Origin of the sequence: Streptococcus oralis (genome assembly GCF_023109155.1) — a bacterium.
GTDB lineage: Bacteria > Bacillota > Bacilli > Lactobacillales > Streptococcaceae > Streptococcus > Streptococcus oralis_BZ.
On sequence record NZ_JALDUA010000002.1, the window covers coordinates 192,638 to 211,627 of the forward strand.

The window sequence follows — 18,990 nt, forward strand, 5'->3', positions numbered from 1 at the left end:
TGCTTTTCTTTTTATAAAATATACTTCTCAATGGCATGTGCAACGCCTTCTTCTTCATTGCTGGCTGTAACGTCATTGGCTAAGGATTTGACATGGTCGCTGGCATTTCCCATTGCAATGCCAAGTCCTGCAAACTGAAGCATTTCGATATCGTTATTGGCATCGCCCATGGCCATAATTTCTGAGGGCTCGATCTTCAAAATCGCTGCTAGTCGAGAAAGAGCAGTAGCCTTTGTTGTTCCAAGTGGCATGGCTTCATAAATGACAGGCTGCGAACGAACGCCGCTAAATCGTTGGCAGAGCTCCTCAGCAAACCGCTGCTCAAAATCGTCTGTTTGTTCTTCGTTGCCCAAAAACATGCCTTGGAACATACGATACTTGCCACTAGTCGCTTCTTCAAGAGAAATTTCAGTCAGGTCTGAAAAGACTAGCTTGGCATCATTTTGAACGATTTGATTAGGCTTGCCACCGAGTACAAAATAATGTTCCTCATCAAAAAGGGTCAACTGGACGTCGCTTTTTTCTGCTAGGTCATAGAGGTATTCGATGTCAGCTGGACTGAGTTCTTGCCAGTCAACTAGACTCCAGTCACTGGTCTGATGGGTTGAACAACCGTTATTGACGATGACATACTCATTCTGAAGGTCCAGTCCCAGTTTTTTGTAGTAAGGAAGGACACCGAAAAGCGGGCGACCTGTACAGAGAACCAGTTTGACACCTTTTTCAATGGCTTGGTGAATGGCAGTGATGTGGGCTTGTGGAATTTCCTTGGCTTCGTTTAGGAGGGTTCCGTCCATATCCAAGGCTAGTAGTTTAATCATAAGACTTCCTTTTCTAGGTGTTTTGCTTTTATTATAGCATATAGACTATAAAATGTCTGACAGAATTGTAACATTTGACTTTCCTTTTCTTGAAAAACAAAGTAAATTCTTATATAATATGTATACTTAATATTTAAGGAGAAATAATGTCAAAGTATCACTTTAATTCAATTTACAAAAATGATGAAACAGAGTCTACAGGTCTTCTGTTCATCAAAGTTTACAACAAGTGGGAAAGCAATTTAAAAAGAGTTTTGAAATCAGTTGGCCTCACTTTGCCCCAATTTATCGTTTTGACCTCGCTCTTGTTTCTGAGCAATAGAGAGGAATATGTAACGCAAGTTGATATCGCTCGGTTCACTGGTATGGATGTCATGACGGTTTCCCAGATTGTTAGACTACTGGAGAAGAAAGACTACATTAAACGTGATCAACATCCAATGGATAGTCGGGCAAAACTGGTTTCAGTGACGAAGTCTGGCGCGGAGAAGGTCAATCAAGCTTTACCTTTAGTAGAAGGGATTGATGAAGAATTTTTTGAAAAACTATCTAACAATAGAGAAGTTTTTAATCGCATGTTAATAGAGTTGGAGGATAAAAATGCCTAGATATTGGGTAGGAGTTGTTTCGAAGAACCATGTTTTAAGAGGAGTTGAAGGGAATTTTTGCCAGGTCTGTCATGGAAAGGGTGGCCCCTTAAATCGTATGAAAAAAGGTGACTATCTTTTATACTATAGCCCAAAATACGATATGAATGGTCAAGATAAGTTACAGGCTTTTGTGGCCGTAGGTAAAATTATAGACGACAAGGCCTATCAAGTAGAGCAGTTCGAAGGATTCTTTCCCTTTAGACGAAATGTCGAGTATTATCAACCAGTCAAAGATTGCTCCATAGAAATAGCCAGACAGCATCCTGAATGGAGAGACTATACTTCTCGCCTTCGTTATGGGCATTTTGAAGTTTCCAAAGACTTTTTCCTATATATCTTTCAGCATATGAAAGTGGATGATGGAGTATGATTGATTTGCTAGTTAAATGATTATCAACTAGAATTTTGGATTTGGACTGTGAAGCGAACTTTGCTATAATAGAGTAAGAAACTTTGATAAAGCAAACGAGGCTGAGATGAAATTACTGTATACTGATATTCGGACTTCTTTGACTGAAATTTTAACGAGAGAGGCAGAAGAGCTGGTTGCTGCTGGTAAGCGGGTTTTCTACATTGCTCCCAACTCTCTTTCATTTGAAAAGGAACGTTCCGTGCTGGAATGCTTGACCCAGCAGGCTTCTTTTGCGATTACCGTCACGCGTTTTGCTCAAATGGCTCGTTACCTGGTTTTAAATGATTTGCCTGTCAAGAACAGTCTAGATGACATCGGTCTTGGGATGGCTTTTTATAAGTGCCTTGCGGAACTCGATCCCAAGGACTTGCGTGTTTATGGTGCGATTAAACAAGATCCTCAATTTATCCAGCAGTTGGTTGAACTTTATCATGAGATGACGACTGCTCAAATGAGCTTTTTGGACTTGGAAAGTTTGACAGATGGGGACAAGCGGGCAGACTTACTCTTGATTTTTGAGAAAGTGACTGCCTATCTTAATCAAGGTCAGTTGGCTCAGGGAAGTCAGTTGTCCCATTTGATTGAGGCTATTGAGAATGACAAGGTAAGTAGTGATTTCAGTCAACTTGCCTTAGTCATTGACGGATTTACCCGTTTTTCTGCCGAGGAAGAGCGTGTAGTGGATCTACTCCACCGAAAAGGTGCCGAGATTGTCATTGGGGCCTATGCAAGCAAGAAAGCTTATACCAGTCCGTTTACTGAAGGAAATCTCTATCAAGCCAGTGTGGAATTTCTTCATCATTTGGGGGCAAAATACCAAACACCTGCTCAGGATCGTTCTCAGACACATGAGAAAATGGATAGTTTTGACAAGGCCTCTCGTTTGCTGGAGTCTTCTTATGACTTTTCAGAATTAACATTGGAGGTTGATGAGAAAGACCGCGAGAATCTGCAAATCTGGTCCTGTTTGACGCAAAAAGAAGAGTTGGAGCTGGTGGCTCGCGCTATTCGTCAGAAATTACATGACCATCCAGACTTGAGTTACAAGCATTTTCGCATTCTCTTAGGGGATGTGGCTTCTTACCAGTTATCCTTAAAGACCATTTTTGACCAGTACCAGATTCCATTTTATCTTGGTAGAAGCGAATCCATGGCTCATCATCCCTTGACCCAGTATGTGGAGTCTATTTTACGATTAAAACGCTACCGTTTCCGTCAGGAGGATTTGATTAATCTCCTCAGAACTGGTCTGTATACTGACCTTAGCCAAGCGGATATTGATGCTTTTGAGCAATATCTCCGCTACCTTGGCATCAATGGCTTGCCAGCCTTTCAGCAAACATTTACTAAATCCCACCATGGAAAATTTGATTTAGAACGTTTGAACGCTATTCGTCTGCGAGTTTTGGTGCCACTTGAAACCTTATTTGCCAGTCGGAAGCAAAAGACTGAAAATCTCTTGCAAAAGTGGAATGCTTTTTTAAAAAATGCTGCTTTAAGCAAGCAGATTCAAGAATTGACAGCTACTATGGAAACTCTAGAACAGGAAAGACAAGCTGAAGTTTGGAAAGCCTTCTGCCATGTTTTAGAACAATTTGCGACCGTTTTCGCTGGTACACAGGTTAGTCTGGAGGATTTCCTAGCCTTGCTTCATTCTGGGATGAGTTTGTCCCAGTATCGCACCATTCCAGCAACTGTTGATACTGTTCTGGTGCAGAGTTACGATCTGATTGCACCTCTGACCGCTGACTTTGTCTACGCCATTGGGCTGACTCAGGATCATTTACCAAAAATCGCGCAAAATACCAGTCTTTTGACAGACGAAGAAAGACAAAGCCTAAACCAAGCGACTGAAGAGGGAGCACAATTGCTGATTGCAAGTAGTGAAAATCTCAAGAAAAATCGCTACACCATGCTTTCCTTAGTCAATGCTGCCCGCAAGCAGTTGGTGTTGTCAGCACCAAGTCTTCTTAATGAAAATGAGAGCAAAGAATCGGCCTATCTTCAGGAATTGGTGATCTTTGGATTTAGCCGGATAGAGAAGAAAATCCATCACAAAGGTCTTTCTAAGGATGATATGGGCTCTTATCACAGTCTCTTGTCTAGTCTAGTTGCCTATCATCAGCAGGCAGGTTCAAGTGAAAATGAAAAAGATGTGACCTTTGTCAAGGTTCTAGCGCGTGTGATGGGGAAAAAACTTGATCAAAAAGGTCTTACAAATCCAGCTATCCCAACTAGTCCAAGTAGTAAACCGTTAGAGAAAGAGACCTTGCAGGCTCTATACCCTGCTGACAAAGAGTTTTACCTGTCTACGTCTGGTTTGACAGAGTTTTACCGTAATGAATACAGTTATTTCCTTCGTTATGTCTTAGGTTTACAGGAAGAATTGCTCCTTCGTCCGGATGCTCGCAGTCACGGAAATTTTTTGCATCGTATTTTTGAACGTGCCTTGAAACTGCCTGCTGAAAATCCGTTTGACCAACGACTGGAGCAAGCTATCAAGGAAACCAGCCAAGAACGCGAATTTGAAGCTATTTATCAGGAAAGTTTGGAAGCCCAGTTTACCAAGGAAGTTCTACTTGATGTCGCGCGAACTACGGGCCACATTCTTCGTCATAATCCAGCCATTGAAACCATCCAAGAGGAAGCAACATTTGGTGGTAAAGATCAGGCCTTTATTCAATTGGATAATGGTCGCAGTGTCCATGTGCGAGGCAAGGTTGACCGAATCGACCGTTTGAAAGCTGATGGAGCGCTAGGAGTGGTGGACTACAAGTCTAGTCTGACTCAGTTCCAGTTTCCTCATTTCTTTAATGGGCTTAATTCCCAACTGCCAACCTATCTTGCTGCCCTAAAAAGAGAAGGGGAGCAGAACTTTTTCGGTGCCATGTACTTGGAAATGGCTGAACCTGTCCAATCTTTATTAGCTGTTAAAAGTCTGGCAGGAGCAGTAGTAGAAGCCAGCAAATCAATGAAATACCAAGGACTCTTTTTAGAAAAAGAAAGCAGTCATTTGGGCGAATTTTATAACAAAAACAAGGCTAATCAGCTGACAGACGAGGAATTCCAGCTCTTATTGGACTACAATGCCCATCTTTACAAGAAGGCAGCTGAGAAGATTTTAGAAGGCCATTTTGCCATTAATCCATACACAGAAAACGGCAGAAGTATTGCCCCGTATGTCCAGCAACACCAAGCCATCACTGGATTTGAAGCCAATTACCACTTGGGACAAGCTCGTTTCCTAGAGAAGTTGGACTTAGCTGATGGCAAGCGTCTGGTTGGAGAAAAGCTCAAGCAAGCTTGGTTTGAGAAAATGAGAGAGGAGTTGAATCGATGAAGCCCATTTCCTTTTTAACTGAGGAAGAAATTCAAAAACTGCAAGAAGCAGAAGCGAGTTCGAACAAGGAACAAAAGAAAACAGCTGAGCAAATCGAAGCCATTTATACCGCAGGGCAAAATATCCTTGTTTCAGCGTCTGCTGGTTCAGGGAAGACCTTTGTTATGGCAGAGCGTATTCTGGACCAATTAGCACGTGGCGTGGAAATCAGCCAACTCTTTATCTCGACCTTTACTGTCAAGGCTGCTACAGAACTCAAAGAACGTTTGGAGAAAAAAATCAGCCAACAAATCCAAGAAACCGATGATGTCGATCTCAAACAACACTTGGGACGTCAGTTGGCAGATCTGCCAAACGCGGCCATCGGAACTATGGACTCTTTCACACAAAAGTTCCTCGGCAAACATGGCTATCTGATTGATATTGCACCAAATTTCCGTATTCTACAAAATGAAAGTGAACAGTTAATCTTAAAAAACGAAGTTTTTCATCAGGTTTTTGAAGACCATTACCAAGGTGAGAATAAAGAGAAATTTAGCCATTTGGTGAAGAATTTTGCTGGGCGAGGTAAGGATGAACGAGGTCTACGCCAACAGGTCTACACAATCTATGATTTCCTCCAATCCACTAGCAGTCCCAAAAAATGGCTGAACGAGTCTTTCCTCAAAGGGTTTGAAAAAGCTGACTTTGCAAATGAAAAAGACAAACTAACTGAGCAAATCAAGCAGGCGCTTTGGGACTTGGAAAGTTTCTTCCGTTATCATCTGGATAATGATGCCAAGGAGTTTCCAAAAGCTGCCTATTTAGAAAATGTGCAGTTGGTTCTGGATGAAATTGGCTCCTTAAATCAAGAGTCCGATAGTCAGGCTTATCAAGCAGTGCTTGCGCGTGTTGTTGCCATCTCGAAAGAGAAAAATGGTCGAGCCCTGGCTAATTCTAGTCGTAAGGCCGATTTGAAACCACTGGCTGATGCCTATAACGATGAGAGAAAGATCCAGTTTGCTAAACTAGGACAACTGTCAGACCAGATAACCATTCTCGACTATCAAGAGCGTTATCATGAAGATACCTGGGATCTAGCTAAAACCTTCCAAACCTTTATGAGTGATTTTGTGGAGGCTTATCGTGAACGTAAACGCCAGGAAAATGCCTTTGAATTCGCTGATATCAGTCATTTCACCATTGAAATTTTAGAGAATTTCCCACAAGTCCGCGAGGCTTATCAGGAACGATTCCACGAAGTCATGGTCGATGAGTATCAGGATACCAACCACATTCAAGAACGGATGCTAGAATTGCTGTCGAATGGCCACAATCGCTTTATGGTGGGAGATATCAAGCAGTCCATCTACCGGTTCCGTCAGGCAGACCCGCAGATTTTCAATGAAAAATTCCAACGCTATGCGCAAAATCCTCAAGAAGGCAAGTTGATTCTCCTCAAGGAAAATTTCCGTAGTAGTTCAGAAGTGCTATCAGCAACCAATGATGTTTTTGGACGCCTTATGGACCAAGAGGTCGGCGAAATCAACTATGATAGCATGCACCAGCTTGTTTTTGCTAATACCAAGCTGGCTCCTAATCCAGACAACAAGGCAGAATTTCTCCTCTACGATAAGGACGATAGTGGGCAAGAGGAAGAAGAAAGTTCTGCAGACACGAAACTCACTGGGGAAATGCGTCTAGTCATCAAGGAAATCTTGAAGCTCCATCAAGAGAAAGGTGTAGCCTTTAAGGAAATTGCCCTTTTGACTTCCAGTCGCAGTCGAAATGACCAGATTCTACTTGCCCTGTCTGAGTACGGAATTCCAGTTAAAACCGACGGTGAGCAAAACAACTACCTCCAATCCCTAGAAGTACAAGTCATGCTGGACACCCTGCGCGTCATTCACAATCCCCTGCAAGACTATGCCTTGGTAGCTCTGATGAAGTCTCCTATGTTTAGTTTCGATGAGGACGAGTTGGCACGCTTGTCCCTTCAGAAAATAGAAGATAAGGCCCAAGAAAATCTCTATGAGAAACTGGTCAATGCTCAAAAACTGGCAACAAGTCAGAAAAACTTGATTTATACAGCTCTAGCTGAAAAACTCAATCAATTCATGGATATTTTGGATTCTTGGCGCTTGTATGCCAAAACCCACTCTCTCTATGACTTGATTTGGAAGATTTACAACGACCGTTTTTACTATGACTATGTTGGAGCCTTGCCAAACGGACCTGCTAGACAGGCCAATCTCTATGCCCTAGCGCTACGTGCTGACCAGTTTGAAAAGAGTAATTTCAAGGGCTTGTCTCGTTTTATCCGTATGATTGACCAAGTCCTAGAAGCCCAGCACGATCTCGCAAGCGTAGCCGTCGCACCGCCTAAAGATGCTGTGGAACTCATGACCATTCACAAGAGCAAAGGACTGGAGTTTCCTTATGTCTTTATCCTCAACATGGATCAGGACTTCAACAAGCAAGACTCGATGTCAGACGTCATTCTCAGCCGTCAAAATGGGCTTGGTGTCAAATACATTGCCAAGGTGGAAACAGGAGCAGTGGAAGCACACTATCCTAAAACCATCAAACTCTCCATTCCTAGCCTGACCTATACGCAGAATGAGAAAGAACTGCAACTGGCTAGCTATTCAGAGCAGATGCGTCTGCTGTATGTTGCCATGACAAGGGCTGAGAAAAAGCTCTATCTTGTCGGAAAGGGGTCTCGCGAAAAGCTAGAAGCCAAGGAATATCCGGCAGCAAACAATGGAAAATTAGATGGCAATACCAGACTGCAAGCAAGAAATTTCCAAGATTGGGTCTGGGCTATCAGTAAAATATTTACCAAGGACAATCTCAACTTGAGCTATCGTTTTGTTGGTGAAGACCAGTTGACTAGAGAAGCTATCGGAGAATTGGAAAACAAGAGTCCTCTACAAGATAGTTCTCAAGCAGACAACCGCCAGTCAGAAACCATTAAAGAAGCCCTTGAAATGCTGAAAGAGGTGGAAGTTTATAATACTCTTCACCGCGCAGCCATTGAACTGCCAAGTGTTCAAACACCAAGCCAAATCAAGAAATTCTACGAACCCGTTATGGATATGGAAGGGGTAGAAATTGCTAACCAAACTCCATCACCGGAAAAGCAAATCAGTTTTGATTTACCAGATTTTTCAACTAAAGAAAAGGTAACAGGAGCTGAGATTGGTAGTGCTACTCACGAACTCATGCAGAGAATGGACCTTAGTCAGCAACCAACACTTGCTAGCCTGACAGAAACTCTCAAACAAGTTCAGACTAGTCCAGCTGTCAGAGACAGGATCAATCTTTCTAAAATTCTCGCATTCTTTGATACAGCACTTGGTCAGGAAATTCTCGCTAATACCGACCATCTCTACCGCGAGCAACCTTTCTCCATGCTCAAACGAGACCAAAAGAGTCAGGAAGACTTTGTTGTTCGTGGGATCTTGGATGGCTATCTGCTTTATGAGGATCGTATCGTTCTTTTCGACTACAAGACAGACCGCTACGATGAGCCAAGTCAACTCATAGACCGCTACCGTGGTCAGTTAGCCCTATACGGAGAGGCTTTATCTCGAGCCTATTCGATTGAAAACATAGAAAAATACTTGATTTTGCTCGGCAAAGACGAGGTTCAAGTTGTAAAAGTATAACCTAGAAAGGAGACCTCATGACACTTCCAGTTAGAAAATCCCTGCACGATGCGGTTTTACAGGCTTCAAAAGCCGATACTTGGGATCAAGCTACCAAGGAATGGAATGAAGTTTCCTTGATTTTTAATGGCATTGGCCGTAGTAATTGCGTCTGCGGGAATGCCATAAAATACGCCTACGAACTCTTTAACGGAGTCACAGGCCAACGTCTCTTCCCTATAGGAAGCGACTGTGTTCGTCATTTTCATCGATTGACCCTTGACCAGCAATTGGAAGAGGAAGAAAAAATACTCAGAAAGGTTGAAAATCTGACTAGAAAGGCCCAGAAAAAGGAAAAAATCAAGGTCACTAAAAGCGATTTTGACGAACGACTTCTAAAATGGTTTTGGGAAAAAGGTGTTTTCAAAGCCAATCGTGGCAATCAATTCGCGCCTGAGAGAGACTATCAGCTCTTCCTAGAGGTCTTTCAAGGGGGAAGTTGGACCAAGGCAGAGCCAAAGAAAAAGGCTCGTATGGAAGAAGTGCTGGAAAAGTGTATCAAACCTTTTTTACTTGGTAAGACCGATGACCAACTCTACCTTGTCAAACTAGGCAAGGAGAAAATCGACTACGAGCAGCATCTACGGATTCAAGCAGAGAAAGAACGCAAGAAAAGAGATAAAATCGCCAAGCAATACGCTGACAACCTCATTCTTGCTATGGGGCCTGCAGAACGAGCCTATCAAGATTACTTCGGCTTTACAGAAACCTTGACCCAAGAAGAACGAAAATGGGAAAAAATCCTCTTTGGTAAGAATAGAGACGAACGGGCTATCAAGGCTAAACAAAACCAGAAAGAGCTGGAAAAGGATCAGCGGATTGCAAACCAAGATCCGATTGAACGAAAGCAGAAGCAGACCTGGCTCCTCAATTCCTATTTCCGTGAGCTTCCTGAAGAAAAAGCCCGCTTTGCTCGACTCTTATTAGAATTTCGAAAAAGTAGAGAAGTACGCTTTTCAGATGAATACTTATCTGAGCATCTCATCGATTTTTTCTACAAGATGAAAGCCTTTGAGTTTGAAATTGCACCAGAACAAGTCCGCGATTTTCTAAAAGAATGCCTTCAGGCAGAACATCTATCATCAGCACAAGAAAGCTGGATTAGAGGAATTTTGACAAATTGCCTTCACCCGTTTTTAGATAGATTGCTCATATAGAAAAAAATCCTACCTTGTCTATGCATGGTAGGATTTAAGTATCTCCAAAGATGTACTGGTAAAGTTGGACAACTTTCTGAAAACACTGCGTGTCCATTCTTGTTATTTTTTGAGCATTACGCATCCGAAAATCAAAGGTATAGAGTTGAAATGGATTGACAGCGCCATCTACCTTATCCGACGAGACAGGAACGAGCAAGCCTTTTTCTGCCAAACGAGGTTGGCCGTGAGTGATAGGACAGACAGCCACAAAACCAGTTTGCAAGGCATATTCTCTCCTAGAAACTACCAAGGCAGGTCGCCTTTTCTGAATCTCCCGACCGACTGATGGATCAAAGTCCAGCCAAATGATATCCTGCTTTTCAGGAATATACTCAGATTTCGCTATCAAGTGACCTTACCCCTTCAAAATCATTTGTCATTCTCAAATCAGTAATCCCATCAAAAGGATCTTTTAATTTTGGAGCTAAGACAATGACTCCGTCAATCCCTTTGTAGACGACCATTTCTTGACCTTCTGTCATCCCCAAATTTTTAGGAATGGTCACAGTGAGCGAATTCCCCACTTTCCGAGTCTTTACTATATTCATCGCTCTACCTCCACGAAATTGTATACACTAAGTATATACCTGTTGGCAAAAAAAGTCAAGTAAATCCTGACTGGCATCAAGGATGTTTCGCACCTATACTATTTGTCATTTATTGTGGTCAAAGCCTGTGCAAAAGTTCCTCATTTATGATAGAATAGGTAGTAAGAAAGAAAACGTTTTTACTACGTTTTTTTTAGTCGGAAGGGGAAAATATTATGGCTACTATTCAATGGTTTCCGGGCCACATGTCTAAGGCTCGGCGGCAAGTTCAGGAGAATCTTAAGTTTGTTGATTTTGTGACGATTTTGGTGGATGCTCGCTTACCTCTATCTAGTCAAAATCCTATGTTAAACAAGATTGTGGGTGATAAACCAAAACTCTTAATTTTGAACAAGGCAGACCTTGCTGATCCCGCAATGACCAAAGAATGGCGTCAGTATTTTGAATCACAGGGAATCCAAACTCTGGCTATCAACTCCAAAGAGCAAGTAACTGTAAAAGTTGTGACGGATGCTGCTAAAAAGCTTATGGCTGATAAGATTGCACGCCAGAAAGAACGTGGTATCAAAATTGAAACCTTGCGGACCATGATTATCGGAATTCCAAATGCCGGCAAGTCAACTCTCATGAACCGTTTGGCTGGGAAAAAGATTGCGGTTGTCGGCAATAAACCAGGTGTTACCAAAGGACAACAATGGCTCAAAACCAATAAAGACCTTGAAATCCTAGACACACCAGGGATTCTTTGGCCTAAGTTCGAAGACGAAACCGTCGCTTTGAAACTAGCCCTAACAGGGGCAATTAAAGACCAGTTGCTTCCTATGGATGAGGTGACCATTTTTGGTCTCAATTATTTCAAAAAACATTATCCAGAAAAGCTAGCTGAACGCTTCAAACAAATGAAGATAGAAGAAGAAGCACCTGTTATCATCATGGATATGACCCGTGCCCTTGGTTTCCGAGACGACTACGACCGCTTTTACAGCCTCTTCGTCAAGGAAGTCCGTGATGGAAAACTCGGTAACTACACCTTAGATACATTGGACGACATCGATGACGACGATTAAAGAAATCAAAGAACTTCTTGCCACTGTCAAAGAATTAGACAATCCCCTTTTTCTTGAACTGGAAAAGGATAGTCGCTCTGGAGTTCAAAAAGAAATTAACAAGCGTAAAAAAGCCATTCAGGCTGAACTGGATGAGGATCTTCGTCTGGAATCCATGCTTTCCTATGAAAAAGAGCTTTACAAGCAAGGAGTGACCTTAATAGCAGGTGTTGACGAGGTCGGCCGTGGTCCTCTGGCTGGCCCTGTAGTTGCTGCAGCTGTTATTTTACCTAAAAATTGTAAGATTAAAGGCCTCAACGATAGCAAAAAGATCCACAAAAAGAAACATCTGGAAATTTATCAAGCCGTTCAAGACCAAGCCTTAGCAATCGGGATTGGAATCATGGATAATCAAGTCATTGACCAAGTCAATATCTATGAAGCAACTAAACTAGCCATGAAGGAAGCAATCTCCCAGCTCAGTCCGCAACCTGAGCACCTCTTGATAGATGCCATGAAACTGGAGTTACCAATTTCACAAAGCTCCATTATCAAAGGAGATGCTAACTCCCTCTCCATCGCAGCTGCATCTATAGTAGCCAAGGTGACACGGGATGAATTGATGAAGGAATACGATCAGCAATATCCTGGCTATGATTTCACGGCTAATGCAGGTTATGGAACAGCAAAACACCTAGAAGGGCTTGAAAAACTAGGTGTCACCCCAATTCACCGAACCAGTTTTGAACCAGTCAAAACACTGGTTTCAATTAAGAAAGACAAGTAAGAGGAAATGATTATGGAGGAACAGTCAGAAACACTTAGTTCCAAGAAAGAATTTGCCTTTGCCTCAAGCACCATATTATCCCAAGTTGGACGAGGAATCATTGTTGGTCTCGTCGTCGGGCTAATCGTCGGATCTTTTCGTTTCTTAATCGAAAAGGGTTTCCATCTGATACAAGGACTTTATCAAGAACCAGCGCACCTAGTGCGCAATCTTTTTATCATTAGTCTATTTTATGTATTCGTTTGCTGGCTCAGTGCGAAACTAACTCGGTCAGAAAAAGATATCAAGGGTTCAGGAATTCCTCAAGTCGAAGCCGAACTAAAGGGACTCATGACTCTTAACTGGTGGAGTGTTCTCTGGAAGAAATATGTATTAGGAATTCTTGCTATTGCCAGTGGCCTTATGCTAGGTCGGGAAGGGCCAAGTATTCAACTTGGAGCAGTTGGTGGTAAAGGTATTGCCAAGTGGCTCAAATCTAGCCCAGTAGAGGAACGTTCCCTGATTGCCAGTGGAGCTGCTGCAGGTTTAGCAGCTGCCTTTAATGCACCAATTGCAGGTCTCCTCTTTGTTGTAGAGGAAGTCTATCACCATTTTTCCCGCTTTTTCTGGGTATCAACTCTAGCAGCTAGTCTCGTAGCAAACTTTGTTTCTCTGCTCATATTTGGCTTAACACCCGTACTGGATATGCCAGACGACATTCCTCTCATGACCCTAGACCAGTATTGGATATACCTCCTTATGGGAGTTTTTCTCGGGCTTTCTGGTTTTCTCTATGAGAAAGCTGTACTCAATGTTGGTCGAGTTTATGATTGGGTTGGTCAAAAAATCCATTTGGATAAAGCTTATTATCCAATCCTAGCCTTTATCCTTATCATACCAGTCGGGATTTTCTTGCCACAAATCCTTGGTGGTGGAAATCAGGTCGTTCTTTCTTTGACTGAGCAAGATTTTAGTTTTCAGGTTCTATTAGCATACTTTTTCATCCGCTTTATTTGGAGCATGATTAGCTATGGAAGTGGCCTCCCAGGAGGAATTTTCCTACCCATTTTGGCGCTCGGTTCCTTACTTGGTGCCCTAGTTGGTGTCATTTGTGTCAATCTTGGGCTTGTCAGTCAGGAACAATTCCCTATATTTGTCATTCTGGGAATGAGTGGCTACTTTGGGGCAATTTCCAAGGCTCCCTTAACTGCCATGATCCTCGTAACTGAGATGGTTGGAGATATTCGCAACCTCATGCCACTTGGATTGGTAACCTTGGTTGCTTACATCGTCATGGATCTACTCAAAGGGGCGCCAGTCTATGAGGCCATGCTAGAAAAAATGCTACCAGAAGAAGCGACAGACGAAGGAGAAGTCACTCTTATTGAAATCCCTGTATCAGATAAGATCGCTGGAAAACAAGTTCACGAACTAAACTTGCCACATAACGTACTCATCACCACCCAAGTCCATAATGGCAAAAGCCAAACCGTTAACGGCTCAACTAGAATGTATCTTGGTGATATGATTCACCTGGTGATTCCAAAAAGTGAAATTGGAAAAGTCAAAGATTTGTTGTTATAAGTTTTTTACATAATTTATTTTACGTAAAATTTTATTGAAAGGATTCTCTATGAAAAGAAATAAGGCAATTGCAGTATATTTGCTAGGCACATTTAGCCAAATAGCATCAGTTTGCCTCCTTTTCTTTCTCTTGAATCATTTTTCTATTCATTCCAATCTATTATCTATTTTAGGAATCTTTCTAGGTGGCATTTCTTCAGCTCTTTCGGGAACAATTGTTGCAAATCACTATTTTCATATTCCTTTTAAAAAGATTGTAAAAGATTTTTTGAAGATTCATACCAGTTATAAACACTATTTATTATCTTTTTTCCTTATTGTCCTTGATTTTTCTTTTCTAATGTTTGGTGGGAAAATAGTAGAATTTAGCTGGTATCTCCCATTTTTGATGTTCTTCAAATTTATTGTCTTTGGCGGTATAGAAGAGATTGGATGGCGATATGTCTTTCAACCAATTTTACAAGAAAAGTTGCCATATTTTTACTCAGCAATTCTAACCTTTTTCAGCTGGGCGATTTGGCATCTGTTGTTCTTTTACATTGATGGCTCCCTAGCAACTCTGCAAACTCTACCGTTTTTATTTGGATTGCTGACGAATTCTTTCATACTCTCAGCTCTTTATATCAAAACAAAGAATCTCTGGATTTGCGTTATGACACATTCGATCATTAATGTCTTGTCTCAGATAACCATAGATACTGATCGATCCGAAACCTTCCTGCTTAAAATCTTCGTCATCTTGGTATCCTGCTATATGGTAGTACATAAAAAAAATGAGTATAATCGGTATAAATAAAATTAAATATAAACCTTCAAAACCAAATCAAAAAAGATTTGGTTTTTTAAGAATTAGAAATCTAATTTTCAGTATATAGTATGATTTTTACCCCCTACTTTGTAAAGAATGATTAGAATATTGTATAATAAGAAAAAGGAGAAAAGCATAAATGAATAATTCTGGAATTAAAAAAAGTCATACAAGAATACTAATCATTTTGTTACTCGCAACCATCACAGCAGGAGCTATTTTTATGTTTAGGTTGTTAGGAAAATCGCAAGAAGAACATCGGAATAGAGAGTATGAAGTTAGTTTGGTGAATGCCTTAAAGAATTCCTATGAAGGGATTGAAGAGATTAAAATTTCTAATCCAGAATACACAAGCCCTCCTGGTTCGTGGTCTTGTGATGTAGAAATTAAATTTAAAGATGAAAGAACTCTTTCATATGGAATTAATCATCATTTAAACTATAAAATCAATTATGGTGGCCGTCAAGAAACAAACGAAGATTGGCAGTATTTAGAAACTCATAGAGGGAAAACTTTAAAGTCAGTGAGAATTACTTATTCTGATAGCGAGCAAGGAGAACTATGATGAATTTCCATTATACTGATGAATAATTTAAACCAAGATTATGCTGTTTATAGTGTGAACGAAAAGTCTTCAAGGAGAAAAAGGAGAAAAGCTTAAATGAATATTTCCAGCAATAAAAAAAGATATATAAGACTACTAATCGTTTTGTTACTCGTAGCCATCACAGCAGGAGCTATTTTTATGTTTAGATTGTTAGGGAAGTCTCAAGAAGAGCGTCGAAATAGAGAATATCAAGTAAGTCTGGTTAATGCGTTAAAGAATTCCTACCAAGGGATTAAGGAGATTAAGATTATGGATCCTTACTATAATGACAAACCGGGTTCGTGGTCTTGTGATATTTCAGTACAGTTCAATGATAGTCAAACTATTACTTATGGAATTAATCACAGATTAACCTATAAAGAAAACCATGATGGTCTTATGAAAGGGAATACTAATGAAGAAATTGATCAACAATGGTCGATACTTCAAAAACACATTGGTAAAACAGAATCTACAATATTAGTACGATATTCAAATGGTGAAACAGGAGAGCAATAATGGTATTTAATTATACTGATAATCAGTTGAATAATTTAACCCAAGATTTTGCTATTTATATGGTAAATGAAGAGTTTTCAAGTAGAAAAAGGGGAAAAGCTTAAATGAATAATTCCAGCAATAAAAAAAGCCATAAAAGGATACTAATCGTTTTGTTACTCGTAGCCATTACAGCAGGAGGTGTTTCTATATTTAGTATGTTAGGGAAATCTCAAGAAGAGCGTCGAAATAGAGAATATGAAGTCAGTTTGGTAAACGCCTTAAAGAATTCCTATGAAGGGATTGAGGAGGTACATATAACCGACCCTTCATATGCATCAATTCCGTCTGATTCTTGGGGCGCAAAAGTTAAAATATTTTTTTCTGATAGCAAACAACTAAGTTATATAATCGCATTTAATAAACAAAATAACGAAATAAGAAGTAGAGATTTTCAAAATAGTTCTCGAAAAGATGATAATCAATATTTGATAAACCATCGTGGAATTACAGAAAAAAATGTAAAAGTGATTTATTCAAATGGTGAAACAGGAGAACAGTAATGGTATTTAATTATACTGATAAACAACTCAATGAATTAAATCAAGGAAAAATGTATATAGTGTCAATGCTGAATATGCTGAGAAAAAGAGGAAATGATAATGAGTAAAGATAGATTAAGAAAAAGCTATAAACCATTATTCATAGTTTTACTACTCGCAACTATCGCAGCAGGAGGTGTTTTTATGTTTAGTATGTTAGGAAAATCCCATGAAGAGCGTCGAAATAGAGAGTATGAAGTAAGTCTGGTAAACGCCTTAAAGAATTCCTATGAAGGGATTGAGGAGGTAACGATTACGAATCCATCGTACAGCTCAATTCCTTCAGACGCTTGGGGGGCGGATGTGAAACTAAAATTTTTTGATGGAACATCTAAAGAACATGTTTTAGCTTTTGATATAAACTCGCATAAAATTAGGATTGGAGTATATAATAAGGATGATGAAGAATTTCAACATTTTTTAAATTCTAGGCGAGGTTCTACTAAGTCAAAAGTTAAAGTTAAATATTCGAATGGTTCAGAAGGGGATCTATGATGAATAAATACGTGTATACAGACAAACAACTTAATGAATTGAATCAAGGTCCGAATGTTTACAGTGTGAATTCTGAGTTTGCTAAACGAAAACATAAGAAGCTTGTTGTTAGTAAGCTGATTCTGAATTAGCTAGCTATGAAACCAACACCATAACCACCTCCGATGGTCAAGAATTCCGTGTCGTTGCGACTAAGTCTCACCGAGGAACAGGTTTTGATGGTTTAGCGGTAGGCTCCTATAGTAAACGGCAAACCGGGTTATAAAAGTATAGCTGTGATTGCTGCGGGAACGGATCCTGGGAGTCCTACTAAGACCTTATAGAAGTAAATCAACTTTTTCTTATTATAGTGTAAAATAGACTAATCTTATAGTATAACAAGAGAAAGGAGGAAATCTTAAATGAACAATTCCAGCATTAAAAAAAGTTATAAAAAGTTACTAATCGTTTTGTCAATCGCAATTATCACAGCAGGAGGTGTTTTTATGTTTAGTATGTTAGGGAAGTCTCAAGAAGAACGTCGAAATAGAGAGTATGAAGTTAGTTTGGTTGAAACTTTAAAAGATAGTTATGAGGGTGTTGAAGAAATTAGATTTTCTAATGCAAACTACACAAATCCGCCAGGAAGCTGGACTTGCGTAGTTGAACTATTTTTTAATGAGAGAAGCATAAAATATAAAATTAATTATTCAAAAAATGATAAACGTATTTCTGATGTATCCTTAGAAAGAGAGAATAGAAAAGAGGACCGAGAATTTTTAAATAGTCACTTGGGTAAGACTAGTAAACTCACAAAAATTATTTATTCAGATGGTTCAGAAGGAGAATATTAATGGTATACATTTATACTGATAAACAACTCAATGAATTAAAGCATGGGAAGAATGTATACAGTGTCAATGCTGAATATGCTGAGATAAAGAGGAAATGATAATGAGTAAAGATAGATTAAGAAAAAGCTATAAACCATTATTCATAGTTTTACTACTCGCAACTATCGCAGCAGGAGGTGTTTTTATGTTTAGTATGTTAGGAAAATCCCATGAAGAGCGTCGAAATAGAGAGTATGAAGTTAGTTTAGTAAACGCCTTAAAGAATTCCTATGAAGGGATAGAAGAGATCAAAATTTCTAATCCAGAATATACAACCCCTCCGGGCGACTGGTCTTGTGATGTAAATATTCTATTTTCAGATAAAGTAAAAATAGAATACCGTGTAGGCCACTCTTTAAATGACGTTGAAAATTATAATGGTTTTGTTAATGGAAAAACAAATAAAGAAATAAACGACCAGTGGGAAATATTGAATTCTCATAAAGGGAAAACAACATCTTTAGTTACTATATATTATTCGGATAAAGAAAAAGGAGTACAGTAGTGGTTTCACTTATACAGATCAACAACTTAATGAATTAAATCAAGGGAAAAATGTATACAGTGTCAATGATGAATATGCTGAGATAAAGAGGAAATGATAATGAGTAAAGATAGATTAAGAAAAAGCTATAAACCATTATTCATAGTTTTACTACTCGCAACTATCGCAGCAGGAGGTGTTTTTATGTTTAGGTTGTTAGGAAAATCCCAAGAAGAACGTCGAAATAGAGAGTATGAAGTCAGTTTGGTAAATGCCTTAAAGAATTCATATGAAGGGATAGAAGAAATCAAAATTTCCAATCCAACATATACGAACCCTCCTGGTGACTGGTCTTGTGATGTAGAAATCAAATTTAATGATGAAAGAAAAACTAAGTATAGGATAGGCCATGGACTCCATGATAAAAAGAATTATCAAGGATCATTGACCAATGAGAAAAGGCAATTCCTTAACAATTACAAAGGAGTGACCGACTTAAAAGTAATTGTTACATATTCAGATAATAGCACGGGAGAACAATGATGACATTTTCCTATACAGATCAAATCTCATTGAAAGTATATCTCCTG

General features: G+C 39.8%; 19 protein-coding genes. 16 read left to right on the forward strand and 3 right to left on the reverse strand.

What is annotated here, in order from left to right; genetic code table 11:
* Positions 1 to 11 precede the first annotated feature (11 nt).
* Positions 12 to 821, reverse strand: a complete 810-nt coding sequence (locus tag M1F63_RS04945; protein ID WP_247940867.1) for a Cof-type HAD-IIB family hydrolase — start codon at positions 819 to 821, stop codon at positions 12 to 14.
* 146 nt (positions 822 to 967) lie between these two features.
* Between M1F63_RS04945 and M1F63_RS04950 the strand changes: the two genes are divergently transcribed.
* The 5 genes from M1F63_RS04950 (at position 968) to M1F63_RS04970 (ending at position 10,069) form a co-directional block, all read left to right on the forward strand.
* Positions 968 to 1,429, forward strand: coding sequence for a MarR family winged helix-turn-helix transcriptional regulator (locus M1F63_RS04950; RefSeq protein WP_125457594.1), 462 nt, complete (start codon positions 968 to 970; stop codon positions 1,427 to 1,429).
* The gene (locus M1F63_RS04955; protein WP_247940868.1) at positions 1,422 to 1,841 is read left to right on the forward strand and encodes an EVE domain-containing protein; all 420 of its coding nucleotides are present in this window, start codon (positions 1,422 to 1,424) and stop codon (positions 1,839 to 1,841) included. The genes M1F63_RS04950 and M1F63_RS04955 overlap by 8 nt, the downstream gene beginning before the upstream one ends.
* A gap of 106 nt (positions 1,842 to 1,947) precedes the next feature.
* Positions 1,948 to 5,223: an ATP-dependent nuclease subunit B gene (gene rexB, locus M1F63_RS04960; protein WP_247940869.1), complete on the forward strand. Its 3,276-nt coding sequence runs from the start codon at positions 1,948 to 1,950 to the stop codon at positions 5,221 to 5,223.
* Positions 5,220 to 8,873, forward strand: coding sequence for a helicase-exonuclease AddAB subunit AddA (gene addA, locus M1F63_RS04965; protein WP_247940870.1), 3,654 nt, complete (start codon positions 5,220 to 5,222; stop codon positions 8,871 to 8,873). The genes rexB and addA overlap by 4 nt, the downstream gene beginning before the upstream one ends.
* Before the next feature lie 17 nt (positions 8,874 to 8,890).
* Positions 8,891 to 10,069, forward strand: coding sequence for a hypothetical protein (locus tag M1F63_RS04970; protein ID WP_247940871.1), 1,179 nt, complete (start codon positions 8,891 to 8,893; stop codon positions 10,067 to 10,069).
* A gap of 34 nt (positions 10,070 to 10,103) precedes the next feature.
* Here the strand turns inward: M1F63_RS04970 and M1F63_RS04975 are convergent, their stop codons facing one another.
* Complete coding sequence (locus tag M1F63_RS04975; RefSeq protein WP_247940872.1) at positions 10,104 to 10,460, reverse strand: type II toxin-antitoxin system PemK/MazF family toxin; 357 nt, start codon at positions 10,458 to 10,460, stop codon at positions 10,104 to 10,106.
* Complete coding sequence (mazE, locus tag M1F63_RS04980; RefSeq protein ID WP_001028395.1) at positions 10,444 to 10,659, reverse strand: type II toxin-antitoxin system PemI/MazE family antitoxin; 216 nt, start codon at positions 10,657 to 10,659, stop codon at positions 10,444 to 10,446. The genes M1F63_RS04975 and mazE overlap by 17 nt, the downstream gene beginning before the upstream one ends.
* Positions 10,660 to 10,874: 215 nt before the next feature.
* Between mazE and ylqF the strand changes: the two genes are divergently transcribed.
* From ylqF to M1F63_RS05035, 11 genes are all read left to right on the forward strand, one after another.
* A complete protein-coding gene (gene ylqF / locus M1F63_RS04985) occupies positions 10,875 to 11,726 on the forward strand; it encodes a ribosome biogenesis GTPase YlqF (protein WP_000201289.1) in 852 nt (283 codons plus the stop codon).
* The gene (locus M1F63_RS04990) at positions 11,713 to 12,492 is read left to right on the forward strand and encodes a ribonuclease HII (RefSeq protein ID WP_247940873.1); all 780 of its coding nucleotides are present in this window, start codon (positions 11,713 to 11,715) and stop codon (positions 12,490 to 12,492) included. Before ylqF ends, M1F63_RS04990 begins: the two co-directional genes overlap by 14 nt.
* A gap of 12 nt (positions 12,493 to 12,504) precedes the next feature.
* The gene (locus M1F63_RS04995; protein ID WP_247940874.1) at positions 12,505 to 14,055 is read left to right on the forward strand and encodes a ClC family H(+)/Cl(-) exchange transporter; all 1,551 of its coding nucleotides are present in this window, start codon (positions 12,505 to 12,507) and stop codon (positions 14,053 to 14,055) included.
* Between the two features lie 49 nt (positions 14,056 to 14,104).
* The gene (locus tag M1F63_RS05000) at positions 14,105 to 14,851 is read left to right on the forward strand and encodes a CPBP family intramembrane glutamic endopeptidase (protein WP_247940875.1); all 747 of its coding nucleotides are present in this window, start codon (positions 14,105 to 14,107) and stop codon (positions 14,849 to 14,851) included.
* A gap of 151 nt (positions 14,852 to 15,002) precedes the next feature.
* Positions 15,003 to 15,428: a hypothetical protein gene (locus M1F63_RS05005; protein ID WP_247940876.1), complete on the forward strand. Its 426-nt coding sequence runs from the start codon at positions 15,003 to 15,005 to the stop codon at positions 15,426 to 15,428.
* 96 nt (positions 15,429 to 15,524) lie between these two features.
* A complete protein-coding gene (locus M1F63_RS05010; protein ID WP_247940877.1) occupies positions 15,525 to 15,968 on the forward strand; it encodes a hypothetical protein in 444 nt (147 codons plus the stop codon).
* Positions 15,969 to 16,072: 104 nt separating this feature from the next.
* Complete coding sequence (locus M1F63_RS05015; RefSeq protein WP_247940878.1) at positions 16,073 to 16,510, forward strand: hypothetical protein; 438 nt, start codon at positions 16,073 to 16,075, stop codon at positions 16,508 to 16,510.
* Between the two features lie 99 nt (positions 16,511 to 16,609).
* The gene (locus M1F63_RS05020; RefSeq protein ID WP_247940879.1) at positions 16,610 to 17,044 is read left to right on the forward strand and encodes a hypothetical protein; all 435 of its coding nucleotides are present in this window, start codon (positions 16,610 to 16,612) and stop codon (positions 17,042 to 17,044) included.
* Positions 17,045 to 17,445: 401 nt separating this feature from the next.
* A complete protein-coding gene (locus M1F63_RS05025; RefSeq protein WP_247920690.1) occupies positions 17,446 to 17,877 on the forward strand; it encodes a hypothetical protein in 432 nt (143 codons plus the stop codon).
* 100 nt (positions 17,878 to 17,977) lie between these two features.
* Entirely contained in the window at positions 17,978 to 18,421 is a 444-nt protein-coding gene (locus M1F63_RS05030) for a hypothetical protein (protein ID WP_247920691.1), read from the forward strand.
* 99 nt (positions 18,422 to 18,520) lie between these two features.
* A complete protein-coding gene (locus M1F63_RS05035) occupies positions 18,521 to 18,943 on the forward strand; it encodes a hypothetical protein (protein WP_247920692.1) in 423 nt (140 codons plus the stop codon).
* Positions 18,944 to 18,990: the final 47 nt, after the last annotated feature.

Bases quoted from the DNA above. Each gene is read 5' to 3' on its own strand.
- M1F63_RS04945 (WP_247940867.1), bottom strand. From the start codon at position 821: ATGATTAAACTACTAGCCTTGGATATGGACGGAACCCTCCTAAACGAA.
- M1F63_RS04950 (WP_125457594.1), top strand. From the start codon at position 968: ATGTCAAAGTATCACTTTAATTCAATTTACAAAAATGATGAAACAGAG.
- M1F63_RS04955 (WP_247940868.1), top strand. From the start codon at position 1,422: ATGCCTAGATATTGGGTAGGAGTTGTTTCGAAGAACCATGTTTTAAGA.
- rexB (WP_247940869.1), top strand. From the start codon at position 1,948: ATGAAATTACTGTATACTGATATTCGGACTTCTTTGACTGAAATTTTA.
- addA (WP_247940870.1), top strand. From the start codon at position 5,220: ATGAAGCCCATTTCCTTTTTAACTGAGGAAGAAATTCAAAAACTGCAA.
- M1F63_RS04970 (WP_247940871.1), top strand. From the start codon at position 8,891: ATGACACTTCCAGTTAGAAAATCCCTGCACGATGCGGTTTTACAGGCT.
- mazE (WP_001028395.1), bottom strand. From the start codon at position 10,659: ATGAATATAGTAAAGACTCGGAAAGTGGGGAATTCGCTCACTGTGACC.
- ylqF (WP_000201289.1), top strand. From the start codon at position 10,875: ATGGCTACTATTCAATGGTTTCCGGGCCACATGTCTAAGGCTCGGCGG.
- M1F63_RS04990 (WP_247940873.1), top strand. From the start codon at position 11,713: ATGACGACGATTAAAGAAATCAAAGAACTTCTTGCCACTGTCAAAGAA.
- M1F63_RS04995 (WP_247940874.1), top strand. From the start codon at position 12,505: ATGGAGGAACAGTCAGAAACACTTAGTTCCAAGAAAGAATTTGCCTTT.
- M1F63_RS05000 (WP_247940875.1), top strand. From the start codon at position 14,105: ATGAAAAGAAATAAGGCAATTGCAGTATATTTGCTAGGCACATTTAGC.
- M1F63_RS05005 (WP_247940876.1), top strand. From the start codon at position 15,003: ATGAATAATTCTGGAATTAAAAAAAGTCATACAAGAATACTAATCATT.
- M1F63_RS05010 (WP_247940877.1), top strand. From the start codon at position 15,525: ATGAATATTTCCAGCAATAAAAAAAGATATATAAGACTACTAATCGTT.
- M1F63_RS05015 (WP_247940878.1), top strand. From the start codon at position 16,073: ATGAATAATTCCAGCAATAAAAAAAGCCATAAAAGGATACTAATCGTT.
- M1F63_RS05020 (WP_247940879.1), top strand. From the start codon at position 16,610: ATGAGTAAAGATAGATTAAGAAAAAGCTATAAACCATTATTCATAGTT.
- M1F63_RS05025 (WP_247920690.1), top strand. From the start codon at position 17,446: ATGAACAATTCCAGCATTAAAAAAAGTTATAAAAAGTTACTAATCGTT.
- M1F63_RS05030 (WP_247920691.1), top strand. From the start codon at position 17,978: ATGAGTAAAGATAGATTAAGAAAAAGCTATAAACCATTATTCATAGTT.
- M1F63_RS05035 (WP_247920692.1), top strand. From the start codon at position 18,521: ATGAGTAAAGATAGATTAAGAAAAAGCTATAAACCATTATTCATAGTT.